17 protein-coding genes are annotated in these 18,787 nt (G+C 71.5%); 8 read left to right on the forward strand and 9 right to left on the reverse strand.

What is annotated here, in order from left to right; genetic code table 11:
* The 5 genes from L2I40_RS02905 to L2I40_RS02925 form a co-directional block, all read right to left on the reverse strand.
* Positions 1 to 917, reverse strand: a 917-nt coding sequence (locus tag L2I40_RS02905; RefSeq protein ID WP_237213359.1) for an ABC transporter ATP-binding protein, incomplete at its 3' end; no start/stop codon positions are given.
* Entirely contained in the window at positions 914 to 1,879 is a 966-nt protein-coding gene (locus L2I40_RS02910; RefSeq protein WP_237213360.1) for an ABC transporter ATP-binding protein, read from the reverse strand. The genes L2I40_RS02910 and L2I40_RS02905, both read right to left, overlap by 4 nt.
* A complete protein-coding gene (locus tag L2I40_RS02915) occupies positions 1,879 to 2,775 on the reverse strand; it encodes an ABC transporter permease (protein WP_237213361.1) in 897 nt (298 codons plus the stop codon). The genes L2I40_RS02910 and L2I40_RS02915 overlap by 1 nt, the downstream gene beginning before the upstream one ends.
* Positions 2,772 to 3,779 (reverse strand): ABC transporter permease, encoded by a 1,008-nt coding sequence (locus L2I40_RS02920; RefSeq protein ID WP_237213362.1) that lies wholly within the window; start codon positions 3,777 to 3,779, stop codon positions 2,772 to 2,774. Before L2I40_RS02920 ends, L2I40_RS02915 begins: the two co-directional genes overlap by 4 nt.
* Positions 3,776 to 5,326: an ABC transporter substrate-binding protein gene (locus L2I40_RS02925; RefSeq protein WP_237213363.1), complete on the reverse strand. Its 1,551-nt coding sequence runs from the start codon at positions 5,324 to 5,326 to the stop codon at positions 3,776 to 3,778. The genes L2I40_RS02920 and L2I40_RS02925 overlap by 4 nt, the downstream gene beginning before the upstream one ends.
* A gap of 115 nt (positions 5,327 to 5,441) precedes the next feature.
* On the opposite strand from L2I40_RS02925, the gene L2I40_RS02930 reads away from it, so the two are divergent.
* Genes L2I40_RS02930 through L2I40_RS02940 form a run of 3 tightly spaced genes read left to right on the forward strand, consistent with a single transcriptional unit; the run spans position 5,442 to position 7,992 of the window.
* Positions 5,442 to 6,299 carry a MurR/RpiR family transcriptional regulator gene (locus L2I40_RS02930; protein ID WP_237213364.1) on the forward strand — a complete coding sequence of 286 codons (858 nt, stop codon included), beginning with the start codon at positions 5,442 to 5,444 and terminating at the stop codon, positions 6,297 to 6,299.
* 17 nt (positions 6,300 to 6,316) lie between these two features.
* On the forward strand, positions 6,317 to 7,681 hold the full coding sequence (locus L2I40_RS02935) for an acyclic terpene utilization AtuA family protein (protein ID WP_237213365.1): 1,365 nt from the start codon (positions 6,317 to 6,319) through the stop codon (positions 7,679 to 7,681).
* Complete coding sequence (locus L2I40_RS02940) at positions 7,681 to 7,992, forward strand: DUF4387 domain-containing protein (protein WP_237213366.1); 312 nt, start codon at positions 7,681 to 7,683, stop codon at positions 7,990 to 7,992. Before L2I40_RS02935 ends, L2I40_RS02940 begins: the two co-directional genes overlap by 1 nt.
* Before the next feature lie 50 nt (positions 7,993 to 8,042).
* On the opposite strand, the gene L2I40_RS02945 is transcribed toward L2I40_RS02940, so the two are convergent.
* Positions 8,043 to 10,076, reverse strand: a complete 2,034-nt coding sequence (locus L2I40_RS02945; protein WP_237213367.1) for an HWE histidine kinase domain-containing protein — start codon at positions 10,074 to 10,076, stop codon at positions 8,043 to 8,045.
* 129 nt (positions 10,077 to 10,205) lie between these two features.
* Between L2I40_RS02945 and L2I40_RS02950 the strand changes: the two genes are divergently transcribed.
* The gene (locus L2I40_RS02950) at positions 10,206 to 10,592 is read left to right on the forward strand and encodes a hypothetical protein (protein WP_237213368.1); all 387 of its coding nucleotides are present in this window, start codon (positions 10,206 to 10,208) and stop codon (positions 10,590 to 10,592) included.
* A gap of 42 nt (positions 10,593 to 10,634) precedes the next feature.
* On the opposite strand, the gene L2I40_RS02955 is transcribed toward L2I40_RS02950, so the two are convergent.
* Both L2I40_RS02955 and L2I40_RS02960 read right to left on the reverse strand, forming a co-directional pair.
* Positions 10,635 to 14,216, reverse strand: a complete 3,582-nt coding sequence (locus L2I40_RS02955) for a PAS domain S-box protein (protein WP_237213369.1) — start codon at positions 14,214 to 14,216, stop codon at positions 10,635 to 10,637.
* 130 nt (positions 14,217 to 14,346) lie between these two features.
* Positions 14,347 to 14,667 (reverse strand): hypothetical protein, encoded by a 321-nt coding sequence (locus L2I40_RS02960; RefSeq protein ID WP_237213371.1) that lies wholly within the window; start codon positions 14,665 to 14,667, stop codon positions 14,347 to 14,349.
* Positions 14,668 to 14,878: 211 nt separating this feature from the next.
* Between L2I40_RS02960 and ku the strand changes: the two genes are divergently transcribed.
* From ku to L2I40_RS02980, 4 genes are read left to right on the forward strand one after another with little or no spacing between them, the layout of a single operon-like run.
* A complete protein-coding gene (ku, locus tag L2I40_RS02965) occupies positions 14,879 to 15,979 on the forward strand; it encodes a non-homologous end joining protein Ku (RefSeq protein WP_237213372.1) in 1,101 nt (366 codons plus the stop codon).
* Complete coding sequence (locus L2I40_RS02970; protein ID WP_237213374.1) at positions 15,954 to 16,625, forward strand: SOS response-associated peptidase family protein; 672 nt, start codon at positions 15,954 to 15,956, stop codon at positions 16,623 to 16,625. Before ku ends, L2I40_RS02970 begins: the two co-directional genes overlap by 26 nt.
* Entirely contained in the window at positions 16,612 to 16,974 is a 363-nt protein-coding gene (locus tag L2I40_RS02975; protein ID WP_237213375.1) for a hypothetical protein, read from the forward strand. Before L2I40_RS02970 ends, L2I40_RS02975 begins: the two co-directional genes overlap by 14 nt.
* A 4-nt stretch (positions 16,975 to 16,978) precedes the next feature.
* Positions 16,979 to 17,227: a hypothetical protein gene (locus L2I40_RS02980; protein ID WP_237213376.1), complete on the forward strand. Its 249-nt coding sequence runs from the start codon at positions 16,979 to 16,981 to the stop codon at positions 17,225 to 17,227.
* Here the strand turns inward: L2I40_RS02980 and L2I40_RS02985 are convergent.
* Positions 17,224 to 18,771: a M81 family metallopeptidase gene (locus L2I40_RS02985; RefSeq protein WP_237213377.1), complete on the reverse strand. Its 1,548-nt coding sequence runs from the start codon at positions 18,769 to 18,771 to the stop codon at positions 17,224 to 17,226. The two genes, L2I40_RS02980 and L2I40_RS02985, sit on opposite strands and share 4 nt — an antisense overlap.
* Positions 18,772 to 18,787: the final 16 nt, after the last annotated feature.

Genomic DNA, 18,787 nt, shown 5'->3' on the forward strand with positions numbered 1-18,787 from the left:
GCCTCCACGCGGCAGCGCGGGCCGGCGAGCGGGCAGCGCGGATGGAAGGCGCAGCCAGGCGGCGGCGCGAGCGGTGAGGGCAACTCGCCCGCCACGGTGCGCCGGCCCGGCCCCACCGCGTCGAGCCGCGGCACCGCCGCTAGCAGCGCCCGCGTGTAGGGGTGCGCGGGGCGGGAGATCACCGCCTCCCGCAGGCCTTCCTCGACGATGCGGCCGAGATACATCACGGCGATCCGGCGGGCGAGGTGCGCCACCACCGCAAGATCGTGTGAGATGAAGAGCAGGGTGAGCCCCATCTCGTCGCGCAACTCCCGCAGCAGCGAGAGCACCTGCGCCTGCACGCTCACATCCAGCGCGCTCACCGGCTCATCGCAGACCACGAAGTCGGGCTTCAGGATCAGCGCGCGGGCGATGCCGATGCGCTGCCGCTGGCCGCCGGAGAACTGGTGCGGGTAGCGGTCGAGATGTGCCCGCGCGAGTCCGACGCGATCGAGCATCGCCGCGACGCGCGCCTCGGCCGCGGCGCCGCGCAGCCCGGCATGCAGCGTCAGCGGCAGCCCCACGATCTCGCGCACGGTGCGGCGCGGATTGAGCGAGGCATAGGGGTCCTGGAAGATGATCTGCATGCGCCGGCGCAGCGGCCGCAGCGCGGGCTCCGGCGCGGCGGAGATGTCCTGCCCGTCGAAGGCGATGCTGCCGGCGGTCGGGTCCTGCAACCGCAGCAGCAGGCGGCCGAGGGTGGACTTGCCGCAGCCGCTCTCGCCGATCAGCCCCAGCGTCTCACCGCGCGCGATCGAGAGGTCCACGCCCTCCACCGCGCGCAGCACCCGCCGCGGCCGGCGCAGGATGCGCTCGCCCAAGCCATGCGCGAGGGTGAAGTGACGCGTGACGCCGCGCGCCTCCAGAAGGGCGGTCACGAGACCTCCTCCGCGCGGATGCAGCGGGAGAGGCGCTCGGCGCCGACGTCGCGCAGCGGGACCGGCGCAGCGCAGGCCGCGACCGCCAGCGCGCAGCGGTTGCGGAAGCGGCAGCCCGCATCGACCGCGGCGAGGTCGGGCACCTGGCCGGGGATGGGATGCAGCGGCCGGTCCGGCTGGTCGAGGCGCGGCAGGCTTTCCATCAGGCCGCGCGTGTAGGGATGGCGCGGGCGGGCGATGACCTCGGCGGTCGGTCCGGTCTCCGCCACCTGGCCGGCATACATCACCATCACCCGTTCGCAGCGTTCCGCGACGACGGCAAGATCGTGGGTGATCATCGCCACCGCGAGGCCGTCCTCGACGCGCAGCTCGTCGAGCAGGTAGAGAACCTGGGCACGGATCGTGACGTCGAGCGCGGTGGTCGGCTCGTCCGCCACGAGCAATCTCGGTCGGGCGGCGAGCGAGATGGCGATCATGGCCCGCTGGCGCATGCCGCCGGAGAACTGGTGCGGATAGTCGCCGAGGCGCCGCGCCGCGTCCGGGATCCCGACGCGGCCGAGCAGCCGCACCGCCTCCGCCCGCGGATCGCCGGGGATGCCGTGGGCGCGCAGCGTCTCGACGATCTGCGTGCCGATGGTCAGCGACGGGTTGAGCGCCGAGAGCGCATCCTGCATCGCCAGCGCCAGCATGCGCCCGCGCAGCGCTCGGAGCTCCGGAGCGGGCATGCGTCGCAGGTCGCGCCCGCCGAACAGGATCTCGCCGGCCTCGACCCGCCCTGGCGGGCGGATCAGCCCGAGCACCGAGAGGAAGGTGACGGACTTGCCGCTTCCGCTCTCTCCCACCACGCCCAGCGCCTCGCCGGCGGCGATGTCGAAATCGACGCCGTCGGCGGCGGCCAGCGGCCCGCGCCGCGTCGGGAAGACGGTGCGCAAGCCACGGACGGAGAGCAGCGGCGCCGACATCAGGAGGACTGGTGGAGCCTGGGGTCGAAGGCGTCCCGCAGGCCCTGGCTGGCCAGGTTGATCGACAGCACCAGCGCCAGGATGCAGAGGCCCGGCAGGGTCGAGACCCACCAGGCGTCGACCAGGAACTCCCGCCCGTCCGAGACCATCGACCCCCAGCTCGGCGTCGGCGGCTGCACGCCGAGGCCGAGGAAGGAGAGCGAGGCCTCCATGATGATCACATAGGCCATGCGGAAGGTGGCGACGACCAGCACGGGCGACAGCACGTTGGGCAGGATCTCCCGCAGCATGATGTGGCCGGGCGAGCAGCCCAGCGCGCGCGCCGCCTCGACGTAGTCCTGCTCGCGCGCGGCCAGCGTCTCGCCGCGCACAACGCGGCAGGTGAAGATCCACTCCTTGAGGACCAGGGCGAGGACGATGTTGTGGAGCCCCGGCCCCATCATCGCCATCAGCCCGATGGCGAAGACCAGGTAGGGGAAGCCGAGCAGCGTATCCACGAGGCGCGAGATGAGCGCGTCCACCCAGCCGCCGAAATAGCCCGCCGCCAGCCCCGCCAGCGTGCCGATCACGGCGGCGATGCACACCACCATCGCGGCGACCGAGAGCGAGACGCGCGCGCCATGGATGAGACGCGAGAGGATGTCGCGCCCGAGGCTGTCGCAGCCGAGCCAGTAGCCGGCCGCGGTGTCTGCCGCGGCCCAGGCCGGGGCACACAGTCGGCGGAACAGGTCGGCATCCGTCGGGTCCTGCGGCGCGATCCAGGGCGCGAAGACGGCCAGCAGCGCCGCCAGCACCACCACCGCCGCCGCCACGAGCGCCGTGCCGTTTCGCAGGAAGCGGCGCAGCGCCAGCGCGGTGGGCGAAAGCGGCGCGGCGTCGGCGAGGCTGGCGCTCACAGCCGCACCTTCGGGTTGAGCGCCGCGTAGAGCAGGTCGGCGCCGAAATTCAGCGTGACGTAGATGACCGCGTAGAGGAGCACCGCCGCCTGCACCAGCGGGTAGTTGCGCGCGAAGATGCCCTCCACCACCACACGGCCGAGGCCGGGCCAGCCGAACACCGTCTCCACGATCATGGAGCCGCCGAGCAGCGACCCAGCCTCGATCGCGAGCACGGTGACTGCGGGGATCAGCGCGTTCTTCAGCGCGTGCAGGAACAGGACCCGACGCCTGGGCAGGCCCTTGGCTTCCGCGAACAGCACGTAGTCGGCCGCCAGCACCTCCGACATCGAACTGCGGATGACGCGGGCGAGCAGCGCCGCCGCCGGCAGCCCCAGGGTGATGGCCGGCAGGGCGAGATGCGAGAGGGCGCGCAGGAAGGCGTCCGGCCGCCCTGCCAGCAGCGTGTCCACCAGCAGGAAGCCGCTGACCCAGGGCACCTCCGCATCGAAGGGGATGCGGCCACCAACGGGAAACCAGCCAAGCTGCACCGCGAAGAGCAGGATCAGCAGGATGCCGAACCAGAAGCCGGGCAGGGACACGCCGAACAGCGCCGCCGCGGTCAGCGCGCGGTCGAGCCAGGAATCGCGCTTGACCGCCGCGGCGACGCCGAGCGGTACGGCAACCGCGACCGCGATCAGCAGCGCCACCAGCGTGAGCTCGATCGTGGCCGGCAGGCGCTCGCTGATCACGTCGAAGACCGGGCGCCGATGGAAGAAGGAGACGCCGAAATCGCCGGTCAGCGCATTGCCGACGAAGATCAGGTAGCGCTCCGGCAGCGGCCGGTCGAGGCCGAGATCGCGCCGCAGCGCCTGCGCTTGCTCCTCGGTGGCGCGCTGGTCGGCCAGCATGATCTCCACCGGGTCGCCCGGCGTCAGCGTCATCATCAGGAAGACGACGACGCTGACGCCGAACAGCACCAGCGGAAGCTGGATCAGCCGTTCGACGAGCCTCGCCGCACTCACCCGGCGATCCGCACCCGATGCAGGTTGATGCGGCTGTCCGCCTGCGGGCGCCAACCCTCGATGCGGCGCGACACGCCGTAGAGGTCCTGCGGCAGCCAGAGGAAGATCCAGGGCGCTTCCTCGCTGACGATGCGCTGCGCCTGGCGGTACATGTCGCGCCGGCGGTCCTGGTTCGGCTCCACCTCCGCCGTGTCGAGCAGCCGGTCCACCTCGGGATTGGAGTAGCCGGAGTGGTTGCCGCGTCCGCCGGTTCGCAGCGTCGGCAGCATGATGTCCGACGGGTCGAGCGAGGCGTTGCCCCAGGAGGTGAGATACATGTCCCGCTCGCGGCGACGTTCCGGATTCTGCCACATCGGGCCGATCACCGCGCCTTCCCACATCTGGGTCCGCACGCGCAGCCCCGTGCGCGACAGCAGGGCGGCGATCGCCTCGGCGATCTCGCGCGTCGCGCCGGTGGTGTCGATCACCAGTTCGGTCCCCTGGGCCACGCCGGCTTCGGCCAGCAGCGCGCGGGCACGCTCCAGGTCGAAGCGGTATTCGGGCAGGTCGGGGTTGAAGGCGAAGCTGTCGGGGCTCATCACGCCGCGCAGCGACGTCGCCGTGCCGGCCAGGACGCGGGCAATGATCGGCGCCTTGTCCAGCGCGTGGTTCAGCGCGCGGCGCACGCGCACGTCGTTGAAGGGCGGCTTGGCGACGTTCATCGCCACGAAGAAGGTGCGCGTGCCGTTGACCCGCATGACCTGCGCGTTGCGGCTGGCCTCCACCTGCCGCATGGCCGAGGGCGGCAGATCGTTGATGATGTCAACCTCGCCCGCCAGCAGGGCCGCGACGCGGGAGGCATTCTCCGGCAGCACGCGGAAGATCACGCGATCCACCTGCGCGGGCCCGGCGGGTGGGATCTCCGGCGCGCCGCCGTAATACTCGGCGAAGCGTTCCATGATGACCGCCTCGCCGCGGCGCCACTCCACCAGCCGGAAGGGGCCGCAGCCATCGGGGCGGGTCTGCATGCCTTCCTGGCCGACGCGCTCGACATGGCGGCGGTTCACCACCTCCTGCGCCGGGATGATGCCGAGCATCGGCGCCCAGGGCTGAGAGAGGCGCAGCCGCACGGTGCGGGCATCGACGATCGTCGTCTCCTCCAGCGGGCCCAGCAGGTCGCGGCGGGGGCTGGTGGCGCCGCCCATCGCGTTGGGGCGCGTGAGCCGGTCCAGCGTGAACTTCACATCCTCCACCGTCAGCATGTCGCCCGAATGGAAGCGGATGCCCTGGCGGATGGTCATCTCGTAGGTGGCCGCGTCGATGGTGCGGAAGCTCTCGGCGATCTCGGGCACGATCGCCATGTCCGGCGTGCGCGCCATCAACCCGTCGTGGATGTTGCGGATGACGGTCTGCGTCTCGCGGTTACGGTGATTCGCGGGATCGAGGGTCAGCGCATCCTGGGTGAAGCCGACGCGCACCTCGCGGGCCGCGCGCTGCGCCAGGGCGCCGCGCGCGACGAAGGGCGTGGCGAGCGTGCCCAGCAGGGCTTCGCGGCGCGAGATGCTCATCCGTCCAACCTCCCTTTCTTGTCGGCGCGGCCTGGCGCGCAGGGCGATGTTGACACGAGGTTTTCTCCCAACCAAGCTTATGAAACAGATTTTTCATCACCAGCACAGGGATTTCATGTCGGGCGCACTGCCCCTGATGCGGCTGCTGGAACCGCGCGCGGCGAACCTCTCGCCGAGCCAGACCAGGCTCGCCCGGTACCTGCTCGCCAACTACCAGGCGGTGGCGTTCGCGACCGTTGCGGAGACGGCGCGCGCCGCGCGGGTCAGCGAGGCGACAGTGGTGCGCTTCGCCGTCGCGCTCGGTTTCGCCGGCTACCCCGCGCTGCAGAAGGAGGTGCGCCGGCTCGTGCGCGCCGACCTGAAGGGTACCGAGCGCTTCCACCTGATGACGGAGCGACGCCCCGGCGCGGCCAGCCCGCTCGAGCGGCTGCTCGAGGCGGAGGCCGACAACCTGCGCCAGCTGCGCGACGCGGCGGACGGCCAAGCACTGGCCGAGGCGGCGAAGGCGCTGCGGGCCGCGCGCCGCGTGCTGGTGGTGGGCGTGCGCGGCGCGGCGCCGCTCGCTTTCCACCTCTGGTTCGCTCTCGACAAGCTTGGCCTCGACGTCGCCCGCTCGCTGGGCGCGGACACCGAGGCGCTGGATCGCATCGGCCGGATGGATGCGCGCGATGTCGTCGTCGCCATCGGCTTTCCGCGCTACCTGCGGGCCATGGTCGGACTGCTGGAGCTGGCCGGCCGCCGCGGGGTGCGCCGCATCACCCTGACCGACAGCCCCTTCGCGCCGCTGAAAGGCGACGTCGCGCTGCACGCCCCGGCCGAATCCGCCAGCTTCGTCGCCTTCCATGCCGCGCCGCTGGTGCTGTTGAACGCGCTGATCGAGGAAGTCGCGGCGATCGACCGCGAGGCGACGCTCGCTGCGCTTGCCGCCTTCGAGGCGGTGGCGGAGGAAGAGGCCTACTTCGTGCCGTCGTGAGGGAAGGAACCAGCACCATGGCGGCCAGACGCCGCGAGATGCGCATCATGATCTCCACCGGCCATCTCGGCACCGCACCGTCCGGGCCGGAGAGCTTCCGGGCGGCGATCGACACGATGCCGGACTACCTGGTCGCCGACGGCGGCAGCTCGGACCCCGGCCCGGTCTACCTCGGCAACAACAGCGTGCTCGGCCAGTTCGTGGAGGACGAGCTGGAGCTGTTCCTGGTCGAGTCACGCAAGAGGGGCATCCCGCTGATCATCGGCAGCGCGGGCGATTCCGGCAGCAATCACGGCGTGGACGAGACGGTGCGCCAGCTGCGTGAGATCGCCGAGCGCCACCGCATCCCGAAGTTCCGCATCGGCTGGTTCCATTCGGAAGTGCCGGGCGCTGCCGTCGCCGCGCGCATCGCGGGTGGGGAACGTCTTCCTGGCCTCGGCGGCTTTCCGGACCTGACGGCGGAGGAAGCGCTCGCCGCCACGCGGATCGTCGCGGTGGCTGGCGTCGAACCTTTCATCAAGCTGCTCGACGACGGCTGCGACGTGATCGTCGGTGGGCGTTGCGGCGATGTCTGCTTCACCGCCGCGCCCTGCATCCGCGCCGGCTACCCGGCCGCGCTCGCCTATCACATGGGCAAGATGATTGAATGCGCCTCGCTCGTCGCCGAGCCCTTCATGGGCAAGGAGGCGATCATCGGCACGATCTCCGACGAGGATATCCTCGTCACGCCCTTCCACCCCGGCCAGCGTGTGACGGTCGCCTCCGCGGCCGGCCATTCCATGTACGAACGGGAGACGCCCTTCTTCGAGCATATGCTGGGCGGCGTGCTGGACATGCGGGAGTGCCGGTACGAGGAGGTGGACGGCCGCTCCACCCGCATCTCCGGCGCCCGCTTCATTCCCGACGATCCGCTCACCGTGAAGCTCGAGGGCGCGCGGAAGGTCGGCGAGCGCTACATGGGCATCGCCGCCATCCGCGACCCGCAGGTGATCCGTCACCTGGATGCCGCGATCGAGTGGTCGCGCAGCGCCTCCGCCCGCACCTTCCGCGGCGTGGAGTACGAACTGCACTACCACGTCTTCGGCCGCGACGGCGTGCTCAAGGACCTGGAGCCGCGACGGGACGCGGTGCCGCACGAGGTCTGCATCGTGATCGAGGGCCTCGCGCAGACCGACACGGTGGCCCACAAGCTGGTGGACTTCGCCACCCGCATGTTCTTCCTGGCGCGGATCCCGGACAGCAAGGGATCGAGCGGGCTCGCGGCCTGCACCAAGCAGACCATGCGCTCCTCCCCTGGCTTCGTCTGGAACGTCAATCACACGATGACGCTGCGCGATCCGATGGAGCTCTTCCCCACCCACGTCGCGGAGGCTGGCGTCTGATGCCGAGGCTGCACGAGCTCGCGAAGACGATCCGCAGCAAGAATGCGGGCGTGAACCAGGTGACCTTCGACGTCATCTTCCCGACGCGCGAGGCCTATCGCCGCGTGGTCGAGAGCGGCGTGCTGGGCCGCGAGGCCGTGGCGCGGATCTATCGCATCCCGCCGGAGCGCATCTCGGACCATGTGCAGTTCGATCTCGCCAACGCGATCAAGTTCACCATCTACCGCGAGCGCCCGAGTGGCAGCCCCGGCGACTGGGATACGCTGGGCTGTCAGTTCTACGGCCCGCTGGTCGATGTGGACGTGCCCTGATCGCGCGCATGCCGATCGGCAGTGCAGGTGGATCGGGGTAGCTGCCCGGCCTAGAGCCCCGTCGCCGGCTCCCGCGTGAGGACGCGGCCGACGGGCACCAACAGATGGACGGCCAGGCCGTCGGCGTCCCACTGCCACTTTGCGCGCCCGCCCAGTTGATTGCGGATCGTGCTGTCCACGACCCGAGAGCCGAAGCCGCGCTTGCCGGGCGCAGCCTCGATCCTGGGTCCGCCGCTCTCGCGCCAGAGCAGACGCAGTTCGCCCCCCGCAACGTGCCACGTCACCGCCAACTGCCCGGACGGGCAGGACAGCGCGCCGTATTTCGTGGCGTTGGTGGCGAGCTCATGGATGGCCATCGACAGGGACTGCGTCGCTGACCCCGAGAGCTTCACCTCTGGGCCGTCGAGCAGGGCGCGAGGGCCATCCGTCCCATCGATCAGGAACGGCGCCAGTGAACCTTCGAGCAGCTTGCGCAGATCGGTGCCGCCCCAGCGGGTCTCGGCCAGCAGGGACTGCGCGCGTGCAAGCGCGTCGATGCGACCTTCGATCGCGTCGCTGAACGACCTCGCATCCTCCTTCGGCGTCAGCCGCAGCGCCGCCTTCACGACGGCCAGAGCGTTCTTCGCCCTGTGGTCCACCTCGCGAAGCAGGAGCTCCTGCCGCTCCTCGGCGCGGCGCCGTTCCGTGATGTCGATGTCGATACCGAACATGACGCGCGAGCCGGCACCCTGGTCGCGGACGCTCGCACGGCAGAGCAGCCAGCGCTCCTCATGCCCACCGCAGGGCGTGCGACGATTGATGCGGAACTCGACGGAGGCCGAGCCGTCGCGGCTGCATGCCTCGAGCCCGCGCGTGAGCGAGTCTCGATCTTCCGCGACGACCATCGCCATGAAGCCGTCATAGGTCATCGCCTTGGTATCGGTGTCCGGATCGAGCCCCAGAAGCTCGAACATGCTCCGCGACCAGGTCACGCGGTCGGTCCCGACGGTCCAGGACCAGGCCGCCACCCCGGCGGCCTGCTGCGCGAGCTGGAGGAAATGCTCGCTTTCGAGCAAGGCGTCCTCGACGGCCTTGCGCGCCGTGACGTCGATGTTCACGCCGACGATACGGCTGGGGAGGGCGGCGCCCGGCGGCCCAGGCTCGGCCTCGCCGCTCGTCAGCAGCCAGCGGACCGAGCCGTCGGGCAGCACGACCCGGAACTCGCTCCGGAACCGACCGCCGCTCCGTGCAAGCTGCCGGTGGTCCGCCTCGAAGCGCGCACGATCGTCGGGATGCACGCGCGCGAGCACGGCCGCATAGTCGACCGACCGTCCCGGCGGGATGGCGTAGAGAGCGCGAAAGACATCGGGCACATCGGTCGCCAGCCCGACGGCGCTGACTTCGAAGGCCACGGCGCCGGCGGCGTCCTGCGCCCGGCGCAGCTTGGCCTCGCTCGCGGCCAAGGCCTGTGTCCGCTCCGCCACGCGACGCTCCAGGTCCAGGTTCGCATCCGCGAGCCTGCGCTCGCGGCGGAGCACGGCGTGGGAGAGACCCAGGAGCAGCAGGGTTGCCGCCATCGCCAGCGCCGCCTGTGGCGCCATGGCTTTCCGCCACCCCGACACGATCGCCGAGCGTGCGCGGGCGGCCACGGCGTAGACGGGCCAATCCACGCCGACACGCCGGAGGGCTGCCACACGCTCGACGCCGTCGACGCTCGACCGTCTGCTGATCGTCGCTCGCTCTTCGCCTCGCGCCATGGCCGCTGTCATCGGACTGCCGGCACCCAGGGTGGCCGCGTCAGGCGGCACGCTGGCGAGTTCGGCCGAGCGGGCGAGCAGCCTGCCGTCGCTGCGCACCAGGGAGATGACGTCGGAGGGATCGGTCGCGAGGGCCGCAAGGGTCGGGTTCACCCGATCGAGGAACATCGACGCGTTGATGACCCCGTCATAGGCGCCGGGCGGCAGGCCGTTGCCGCTGCCTTCGCGTCGCCGCGTGACCGCGAAGAAGGCACGCCCGGTGTCGCGTCCGACGTAGACAGGACTGATGTGGGCCCAGGGCCGCTCGTCCGGACGGAGGGCCTGGTTGAACTCGCGCGCCGCCAGCACCGGGCCGGGCGGCGGTGCCGGGTAGAGGTTGCTGGTCACGAGCGGGCGAGCGTCCCGGTCGTAGACGAAGAGATAGAACGCCTCCATGTCGGCCGGCTGGCGCTCCGAGGCGATACGGCGAAGCCCTTCGTGAAGCTCGCGCTGGCGGAGCGTGATCTCGTCGTCCGACAATCCCGCCAGCAGGTCGTTCACGCGGTCGATGCGAAGGGATTGCGCCTCCAGCAGCCGCAGCGCGAATTGTGCGGCGGCCTCGGCAGAGCGCGCGACCTCGGACTCGGCGCTCCGGAAGGCAGCGTTCCAGGCATGCCAGGCGGATACGGCCAGCGCGAGACCAGGCACCACGATCGCGAGGGCGAGAAGCGCGCGCGTCCGGCGCTGGGTGTCGCCGGGCCTGACCCGTCCCGTGCTGGCAATGTCGCGTGGTCGCACGGCGAGGCTGTTCACGCGTCTCCCCCAAACACTCCCCTCAGCTGTTCTGGCCATCTCGTCGCATGGCTGCAATCAACCTCTCGGTGAGGTGACGCGGCGAGCAGTCGGATGCGACGCCTCGCGGCGCGGCTAACGCGGGCCAGCTTCGGCGCCTGCGAGCATCACGGACACGCGCTCCGCCAGCGCGGCCGCCGTGATCGGCTTTCGGAGCAGCGAGAAGGTGCCGGTGACCGCGCCGCCGATGGCGAGTTCCGCCGCGTTCGTCGCGAACCCCGTGAGCAGGATCGCAGGCAGCCCCGGTCGCCGCCGCTGCGCCTCGCGGATGAGGGTCACTCCATCCATCCCCGGCATCGAAAGGTCGGAGACGAGAGCATCCACCGCCTCACCCTGCTCGAGCAGCTCGACGGCGGCGGCGCTGCCGTCGGCGGCGAGCACGCAAAAGCCTGCCCGCTCCAGTCCCTCGGCGGTGATCTCCCGCACGAGCGTCTCGTCATCCACCAGCAGGATCCGGTGAGTCCGATCCGCGTCGAGTTCGCGCGGCGCCCCTGCGCGGTCGCTCGCCGGGGCGAGCTCCGCGACCGGGAACCACAGGGATACGCGCGTTCCCCGCCCGACCTCGCTCTCGACGAGCAGCGCGCCGCCGCTCTGTTCCGCGAAGCCGCGCGCCATCGCGAGGCCGAGGCCCGTGCCCCGACCGCTCGGCTTCGTGGTGAAGAACGGCTCGGTGGCTCGCTCCAGCACGTCAGGGGACATGCCAGGGCCGCTGTCGGCGACGACCAGGCGGACATAGGCACCCGGCTTCAGGGGCGGCATCCGGGCCGGCAGGACGCTCCGCGGCGCCTGCTCCAACGAGGCGTCGAGCACGATGCTGCCCTTGCCGTCCATCGCGTCCCGCGCATTCGCAGCCAGGTTGACGAGCACCGTCTCGAGCTGCCCCTTGTCGGCGAGCATCTGCGGCAACTCGGCCGGGGCGTCGACGCGCACGCCGATCCCCGCACCGAGGGCGTGGACCAGGATGTCGCGCATGTCGGCGAGGAGGGTGACCGGGTCGACCGTCTCGGCCCGCAGGTCGCCCCGCCGCGAGAAGGCAAGGAGGCGTCGGGTCACCGCGGAGCCGCGCTCCGCCGCTTCGCCGACCATTCGCGCGAGCCGCCGCACCGCGGCCGGGTCGGCCGGCCGCTTCTCGATCAGCGCGGCGCCGCCGCTCACGGCCTGGAGCACGTTGTTGATGTCGTGGGCGATGCCGCCGGCGAGCTGCCCGAGTGCCTCCATCCGCTGGGCATGGGCAAGCTGGGCCTGTGCCGCCTGCCGGGCGGCGATCTCCTCGCGCACGCGGGCCTCGAGGCCCTCGTTCAACCGCTGCAGCTCGGCGCGGCTGCGCGCGAGGTCGGCCTCGACCGCCTTGCGCGCGGTAACGTCGATGGCGGTGCCGATCATCCGGACGCAACGCCCGGTCTCGTCGAACACGCCGCGTCCCTTCGCGGCCACCCAGCGTACGATCCCGTCCTCCTTGCCGATCGTGCGGTACTCGACGTCGTACAGGCGGCGGCGGGCCGGGTCGGCCGCGGCGGTGTAGGACGCGATCGTGGCGTCGCGGTCGTCCGGGTGCAGGCCTGCGTGGAAATCCGCCATCGAGACTGGCGCGTCGGCGGAGATTCCGAACATCGCCTTCACGCGCGCCGGCCAGATCAGGACGTCGTTCACCGTGTCCACGTCCCAGAGGCCGACTTCCGAGGCTTCGGTCGCCAGGCGAAGCCGGGTCTCGCTGTCCTGGAGCTCCAACCCTGCACGGGCGCGGTCGAGCGCAGCACGCGTGCGGTCCGCGACCTCCTCGACCAGAGCGATCTCGGCTGCCGTCCAGTCGCGCGGGGTCTCCGACACGACGGAGATGATCCCGGCGAACCGCCCGCCGCGCAGGATCGGCGCCTCGAGGAAGGCCCGGCAGCGCAGCGCCGCCTGAACCGGCTGCCCGCCAGCGGTGCGGGTGGCCGCGAGGGTGTCGCCGACCACCGCCGTGCGGCCCGCGCGGAGGCCGGCATCGATGTCCGGGCCGCGATGCTCGAGCCGCAGCCTGTGTGCGCCGATCGCGCCCGGCGCCACCCACTCGTCCTCGACCACCAGGCACTGCGTGGCCTCGTCCAGTTCTGCGTAGCTGACGACGCTCGCGCCGAGATGCGTGCCCAGCGCCTTGCACGCGGCCTGCAGGATCGCCGAGGTGCCGTCCGCCGCGCGCAGGCGCTCGGCCAGATCGGCCCGGAACGCCTGGCGCGCCGCGCTGGCCCGTAGCCGCGCCGCGGCTTCGCGCTCGCGCGAGCGGTCCTGCAGGATCATCACGTAGCCCCGCGCATGGCCATTCGCCAGCCGCGTGACGACTGCGGAGCCCCAGAAGAGCGAGCCGTCGCTGCGGCGCAGCCACCGTTCGGTCTCCGCCCGCCCTTCCGTGCGCGCCAGCCGCAGCTCCGCCTCGGGTTGGCCGGTCTCGCGGTCGTCTGCGGTGAAGAGCATGGCGCCGGGCAGACCGATCGCCTCGGTTTCCGCGTAGCCGAGCATCCGCCCCGCGCCGCTGTTCCAGCCCGTGATGACGCCGCCGAGATCCAGGGTGATGATCGCGAAGTCCCGCGCGCTCTCGACGACCAGGCGATAGCGTTCCTCGCTCTCCGCGATCGCGCGCGCGGCGCGGTCGCGTTCCAGCGCCGCGGCGACGATGCGCGCCCCGAAGACCGCGCCCTCCCGCTCGACGGAGGTCAGCGCGCGGGCGTCCGTGAAGTAGAGCGCGAGGGAGGCGAGCGTCGTCCCGTCGGTGCCGATCGCCGGCTCGGAATGGACGGAGCGGAAGCCCTGTGCGAGGCAGAGGTCGCGCCAGACCTGCGCCCAGGGACCCTCGCTGGAGATGTCCGGGCAGGAAACGGGCTTGCCCGCCCAGACCACGACGCCGCAGGTGCCGATCGCGAACTCGCCAATCTCGGCGCCATGGATCTTCTCCCGGAAGGCAAGCGGCACCTCGGCTGAGAAGGTCCGGGCGAAGACCCGGCCGGCCTCGTCTGGGACCAGCACACAGGCCTTCGTGCCGGGCAGGAGGCGGCCGATCGCGGCCGTGACCTCGGTCAGGCATTCCTCCAGCGGCCGGCCCTTCGCGATCATCTCCAGCAGCTTCGCCTGCTCTGTCGCGACCGCGGCCGCGCGCCGCGCCTCGAGCTGGGCCATGACCTGCTCGGCGAGTCCGCGCAGGGTGTCCCGCTGGTGATCGCTGATCCCTTCCGGGCGTGGCCGGCGATCGAGAACCGCGACCGCGCCGATCGGCAGCCCGTCCGGCGTCTCGAGCAACGCGCCCGCGTAGAAGCGGAGCCCGCCCGCGGCCGCGACGAGCGGGTTTCCGGCGAAGCGGGGATCGGCGCCGAGGTCCGGGACGACCATGATGCCCGGCTCCAGTATGGCGTGCCGGCAGATCGAGACGTCGAGCGGAACGTCCTGCACGCCGATGCCGATCTCCGCCTTGAGCCACTGGCGGTCGCTGCCGACGAAGTTCACGACGGCGATCGGCGCGTCGAGCAGCGTGGCGGCGAGCGAGGCGATGCGGTCGAATGTCGCCTCCCGCGGCGTGCCGAGGACACCGTAGCGTGCGAGAGCCGCGCTGCGGTCCCCGTGACGCCATGTGGGCTCCGGGCAGTCTTCCGGGGGCGAGCCGCTGAAGGGGCGGGGATCCGACGTCACAAGGCCGTCCCTCCGGAGTTGCGAGGGCCATCCACCAGCGACCCCTCGCGCATCGAGGAGCCGCGTCAGGGGTATCCGGGTAGCGGGCGGCGGCCAGGGCCTACTAGGCGGAAAAGCGGGCACCTGGTCATCACGAGCACGTGTTGGGCGCGGGCGGAAGGAAACCGAGCCGCCCGCGAAGCAACTGCACCTGTCTCACCCCGCATTCCCGTCCGGACCGGTCGACGGCGCGTATCATGACGACCGTTCCGGTCACGCCGGGTACCGGCACCTGGAGAACCGCGAGGCCTGCACGCCGATCGCGCATCAGCTGGCCGAGGATCGCGCCGACGGCGGCGTAGTCGTCGGCGCCAGCCGGCTGGTCGACATCCACGCGGATGAGCCTGCCCCCTGCCGCGAGGAGATGCGCCCGGAGCGGGATCGCCGCGCCTGCGCCGGCCGCGTCGCGCACCTGCCACGCCACGAGGTCGAGAAGTCGCGCCGATTTGAGGTTCCGACGAGTCGCCACGGTTGCGTCGCGCTCCGCATGCCGAGCGCTCAACTGCCCACACCGCCGCAGCGTTCCGCGCGCCTTCGCTCGCCAAGCGTTCCGCGGACGATCCACATTGTCCACAGACTCGGCCGCGTAATGACCCGCGCGCCGCGACGTCGCGAGAAAAGCGGTGCAAATCCAGGCGCGTCAGCGCGCGCGTTGCGACTGCGCGCGAGACGCGGCGGCGTACCGGCCGGCGGCAGCGCGACAGCAAACTTGCCATTTCCGCACCCGTTCGAAGCACGACATCACGTCACGACACCACGCAGAGAGCGGGGCAAGAGCGGAGCCGATGGCACTCCGACCGACCTGGGAAGGGCATCTCCGTCTGTCGCTCGTGACCTGCCCGGTCCGCCTCTTCAAGGCGGTCGGCGCGGGCGACTCCGTGCAGTTCAACCTCCTGCATCGCCAGACACTCAATCGGGTGAAGCAGATGTGGAAGGACCCGGAGGACGCCATCGTCGAGCGCAAGGATCTCGTGCGCGGCTTCGAGATCGAGCGCGACCGCTATGTCGTCGTCGAGGACGCCGAGCTGAAGGAGCTGAAGCTCGAGAGCACGAAGGTCATCGACATCGAGCGCTTCGTCGCGGCGCCCGAGATCGACCGGCTCTACTGGGACGAGCCCTACTTCCTCGTCCCCGACGGCAAGCCCGCGCAGGATCCGTACGCGGTGATCCGCGAGGCGATGTCCGGCGAGGGCCGCGTCGCCCTCGGTCGCCTCGTGATGGCCAATCGCGAGCGGATCGTCGCCATCGAGCCCCGTGGGCGCGGGATGCTGCTGAGCACGCTGCACAGCCAGGACGAGGTCCGCTCCGAGGCCGAGGCCTTCGAGACGATCGCCGAGGTGAAGATCGACCGGCGGATGGTCGAGATCGCGAAGCAGATCATCGCACAGGCAGAGGGGCCCTTCGATCCGTCCGAGTTTAACGACCGCTACAAGGAGGCCGTGCGCGAACTCATCGAGGCGAAGGCCGAGGGTGCGGGCAAGGTGGTGCACCGCCCCGCGCCGGGACCCAGTGAAAGCAACGTCATCGATCTCATGGAGGCGCTGCGTCGTTCCTTGAAGGCGCCGCCGCCCGCACCGGACGCGGCACAAGTGCCGCGGCGGTCGACCGCATCGCCCGCGCCGCGGCGCGGCGCTGCGGCACCTGCGAAAGGCGCCGCAAAGGGACAGGCCACGTCGCGCACCCGCAAGGAAGGCTCGCATGCCCCGCGGCGTGCTGTTCGGTGAGCCCGAACTCCTGGGGGCGCCGCCCTTCGAGCGCGCGGCCGGCGAACGCTGCCTCGCGCTGCTGCAAGACCCCTATACCGGCGACGTGGTCGCGGCCGCCCTCCGCTGGGGCCTTCCGCGGCACGAGATGCCGCGCAGGCCGCGGCTGACCCTGCCGGTCGAGGGCATGCGCGGCAGGCGACTCTCGCGCAAGCCGCGGTGTCTTATCCCGGTCGGCGGCTATGTGCAGCCGAGCGTCCGCCGCAGCCGTATCGCCGTGGGCGCGACCGTCGACCTGCAGCTCGCGATTCCGGCGATCTGGGACGCCAGCCCGCAGGGCCCGAGCTTCGCCATCCTGACCACCCGCGCGAACGAGCTTCTGGAGCTCGCGCATACCCGCATGCCGGTGCTGCTGCCGCCCGCCCTGTGGTCGAACTGGCTGTCTGCCGAGCGGCTGGGCGGAGCGGAGCTCGCGATCCTGGAACAGCCTGCGCCGTCGGCCTGGCTGAAGGCGGCGGGGCGGCCGCGGACAAGCCTGCGCCTCACCCCGGCGACCGTGGAGCGGCAGCTGGACCTCTATGCCCCGGGCTCGGAGCTCTGGGACTGGCGCGCCGAACACGGGTTCGAGGACACGCCGGCAGGCGTGCCGAGCGATGCCCTGGGGTGAGGGCCCCGGCCAGCTCCCCGCGATGCGGCGTGCGACCGGCGAGACCCTCGTTGCCCTTCTGGTCGAGGCGCGACTGGTCATGCTCGTCGGCGCCGACGAGTTGGAGAGCCTGCCGACCCGGGACGCGTGGCACGACCTCGCCGACCTCCTCGGCGCGCCACCCGATGCGCTGCGCGCGTCGAGCGCCGCTGACCGGCAGGCCCTCATGCGCCGTCTCGACAATGCGATCGCCGCGCTGCGGGCGCACCGGTTCCGGGTGGTGGCCGGGGCGGGGGAGGGGACAGTCTTCGTGGGCGTAGTGCCGTTCGGCGACCGCCGCGACCTGCGCCTGCTCTTCGCCGCGGCCTGACGCGATGGTCCGCTTTGTCCGGAGCGGCTTCGCCTTCGATCACCGGCGCCGCATCGACGGCGAGGACATCGTCTTCCGGGCCGGATCAGGCTTCCGATGGGTGGATCTGGACCGCGGCTACCGGCTGCATTTCGCGCGGCGCCGTGGCCTCTGGGTGGTGCGGCGCGCCGGGTCGACGACGCCGATCGCGACGGCGCGCACCCTCGACGATGCGTTTCGTGCCGCGAAGCGGCATTTCCGGGCGCTCTCCTAGCCTCGCACGGGAACCTGCGCCGCGTCGGGCGGCGTCCAGGACAGCCCGGGATCGAGCGGGTAGATCGGCCGCGGCACCTCGCGCCAGGGCACGCGCGTCAGCACGACGGTCGTCAGTCCCGGCACATCCACCTCGATGATCCGGTCTGGGGTCCAGATGTCGTCGAAGCCGGCCCGGAAATGGCCGCGCGACTTCACGACCAGGGATCGCACCTCGCGCAGGTCGACGCCGAGCGTCTCGATCATGCGCGGTTCCGCGAGTTGCCGGCGCTGCGTGACGACGGCGACCCGCACCCCGCCGATGCGCAGCAGCGCGGTGGGGCCGAGCGAGACGCTGCGGTCGCGGTAGATGCCGCGCCGCCCGACCACCTCGCCATCCGACAGCGCCTCCACCACCGCCTCCGCCTCGAAGCGCTCCGAGAAGGCGTTGGTCTCGTCGCGGTTGAAGCGCGCGACGAAGCGCGCCCCGAGCCCCAGGGCATGCGCCTCCGCGGCGAGCGCCGGGTCGTTGTGGATGCCGAAGACGGCGCCCTCGACGCCGGCGCGGATGAAGGAACGCAGGATGAAGCTGGTGTTGCCGCGCCCGCCGCCGCCCGGATTGTCGGCGACGTCGGCGAAGAGCAGCGAGGGCCTGGAGGGATCGCGGCCGGCCTCGAGCGCGAGGCGCGTCGTCTCCTCCAGGCTGGTCAGGTTGGTCACCCACCTCGCACGCGTGGACCAGATCCATGCCGCGATGTCGGCCGCCACTGCCTGCGCGCGCGCCGCGTCGGTGCGCGTCGTCACCATCACGCTCAGGCCGTTCTTCAGCGTGTCGCCGAGCGAGAAGCCGGAGACCACCGAGACGTTCAGCACCTCGTGATCCAGGAAGCGCTGGCCGTAGGCGATCGCATCGGCGTAGGGGCCGGCCGCGGTGTTCTGGCTCGTGGCCGGCGGGATGAAGGGCAGCTTCACGAAGGCCATCCGGGGCCGCATGCCGCCGAGCATCGCCCGCATCACGGCGGCGCATTCCATGCCGCGCTCCACCATGTCCACATGCGGGTTGGTGATGTAGCCACAGAGCATGTCGGCCTGCCGCACCATCTCCCAGGATACGTTGCAGTGCAGGTCGAGGGTCGCGAGCACCGGCACGTCGGGGCCGACGAGGTCGCGCACCTTGCGCAGCAGCGTGCCGTCCGGATCACGATCCACCGTTGCCGTCGCCGCGCCGTGCAAGGCGAGGAAGACGCCGTCCACCGGCATGGCGGCCTGGATGCGGGCGGAGATCCGCTCGCAGACCTCGTCGAACGCCGCCTGGTCCATCGGGCCGGAGGCGCCTGCGGTGGCTGCGAAGGTGAAGACCGGCTCCCAGGCGCGGCCCGCATCCATTGCGCGGATGAAGCCGGTCAGCCCCGCCGGGCCGCGCGGGGCAGGGGTGGCGAGGTCCGCCGCCAGGTCCTCGCCCTCGAGCCAGCAATTGGCCTGGAACTCGGCCTTGGTAGCGACCGGCGCGTGGCCGTTGCTCTCCAGCATGAAGCCGCCGAGCGCGATGCGGGGTGCCTGGGCCATGCCGTTCCTCCGCGTG

Origin of the sequence: Falsiroseomonas oryziterrae, assembly GCF_021864505.1 — a bacterium.
GTDB lineage: Bacteria > Pseudomonadota > Alphaproteobacteria > Acetobacterales > Acetobacteraceae > Falsiroseomonas > Falsiroseomonas oryziterrae.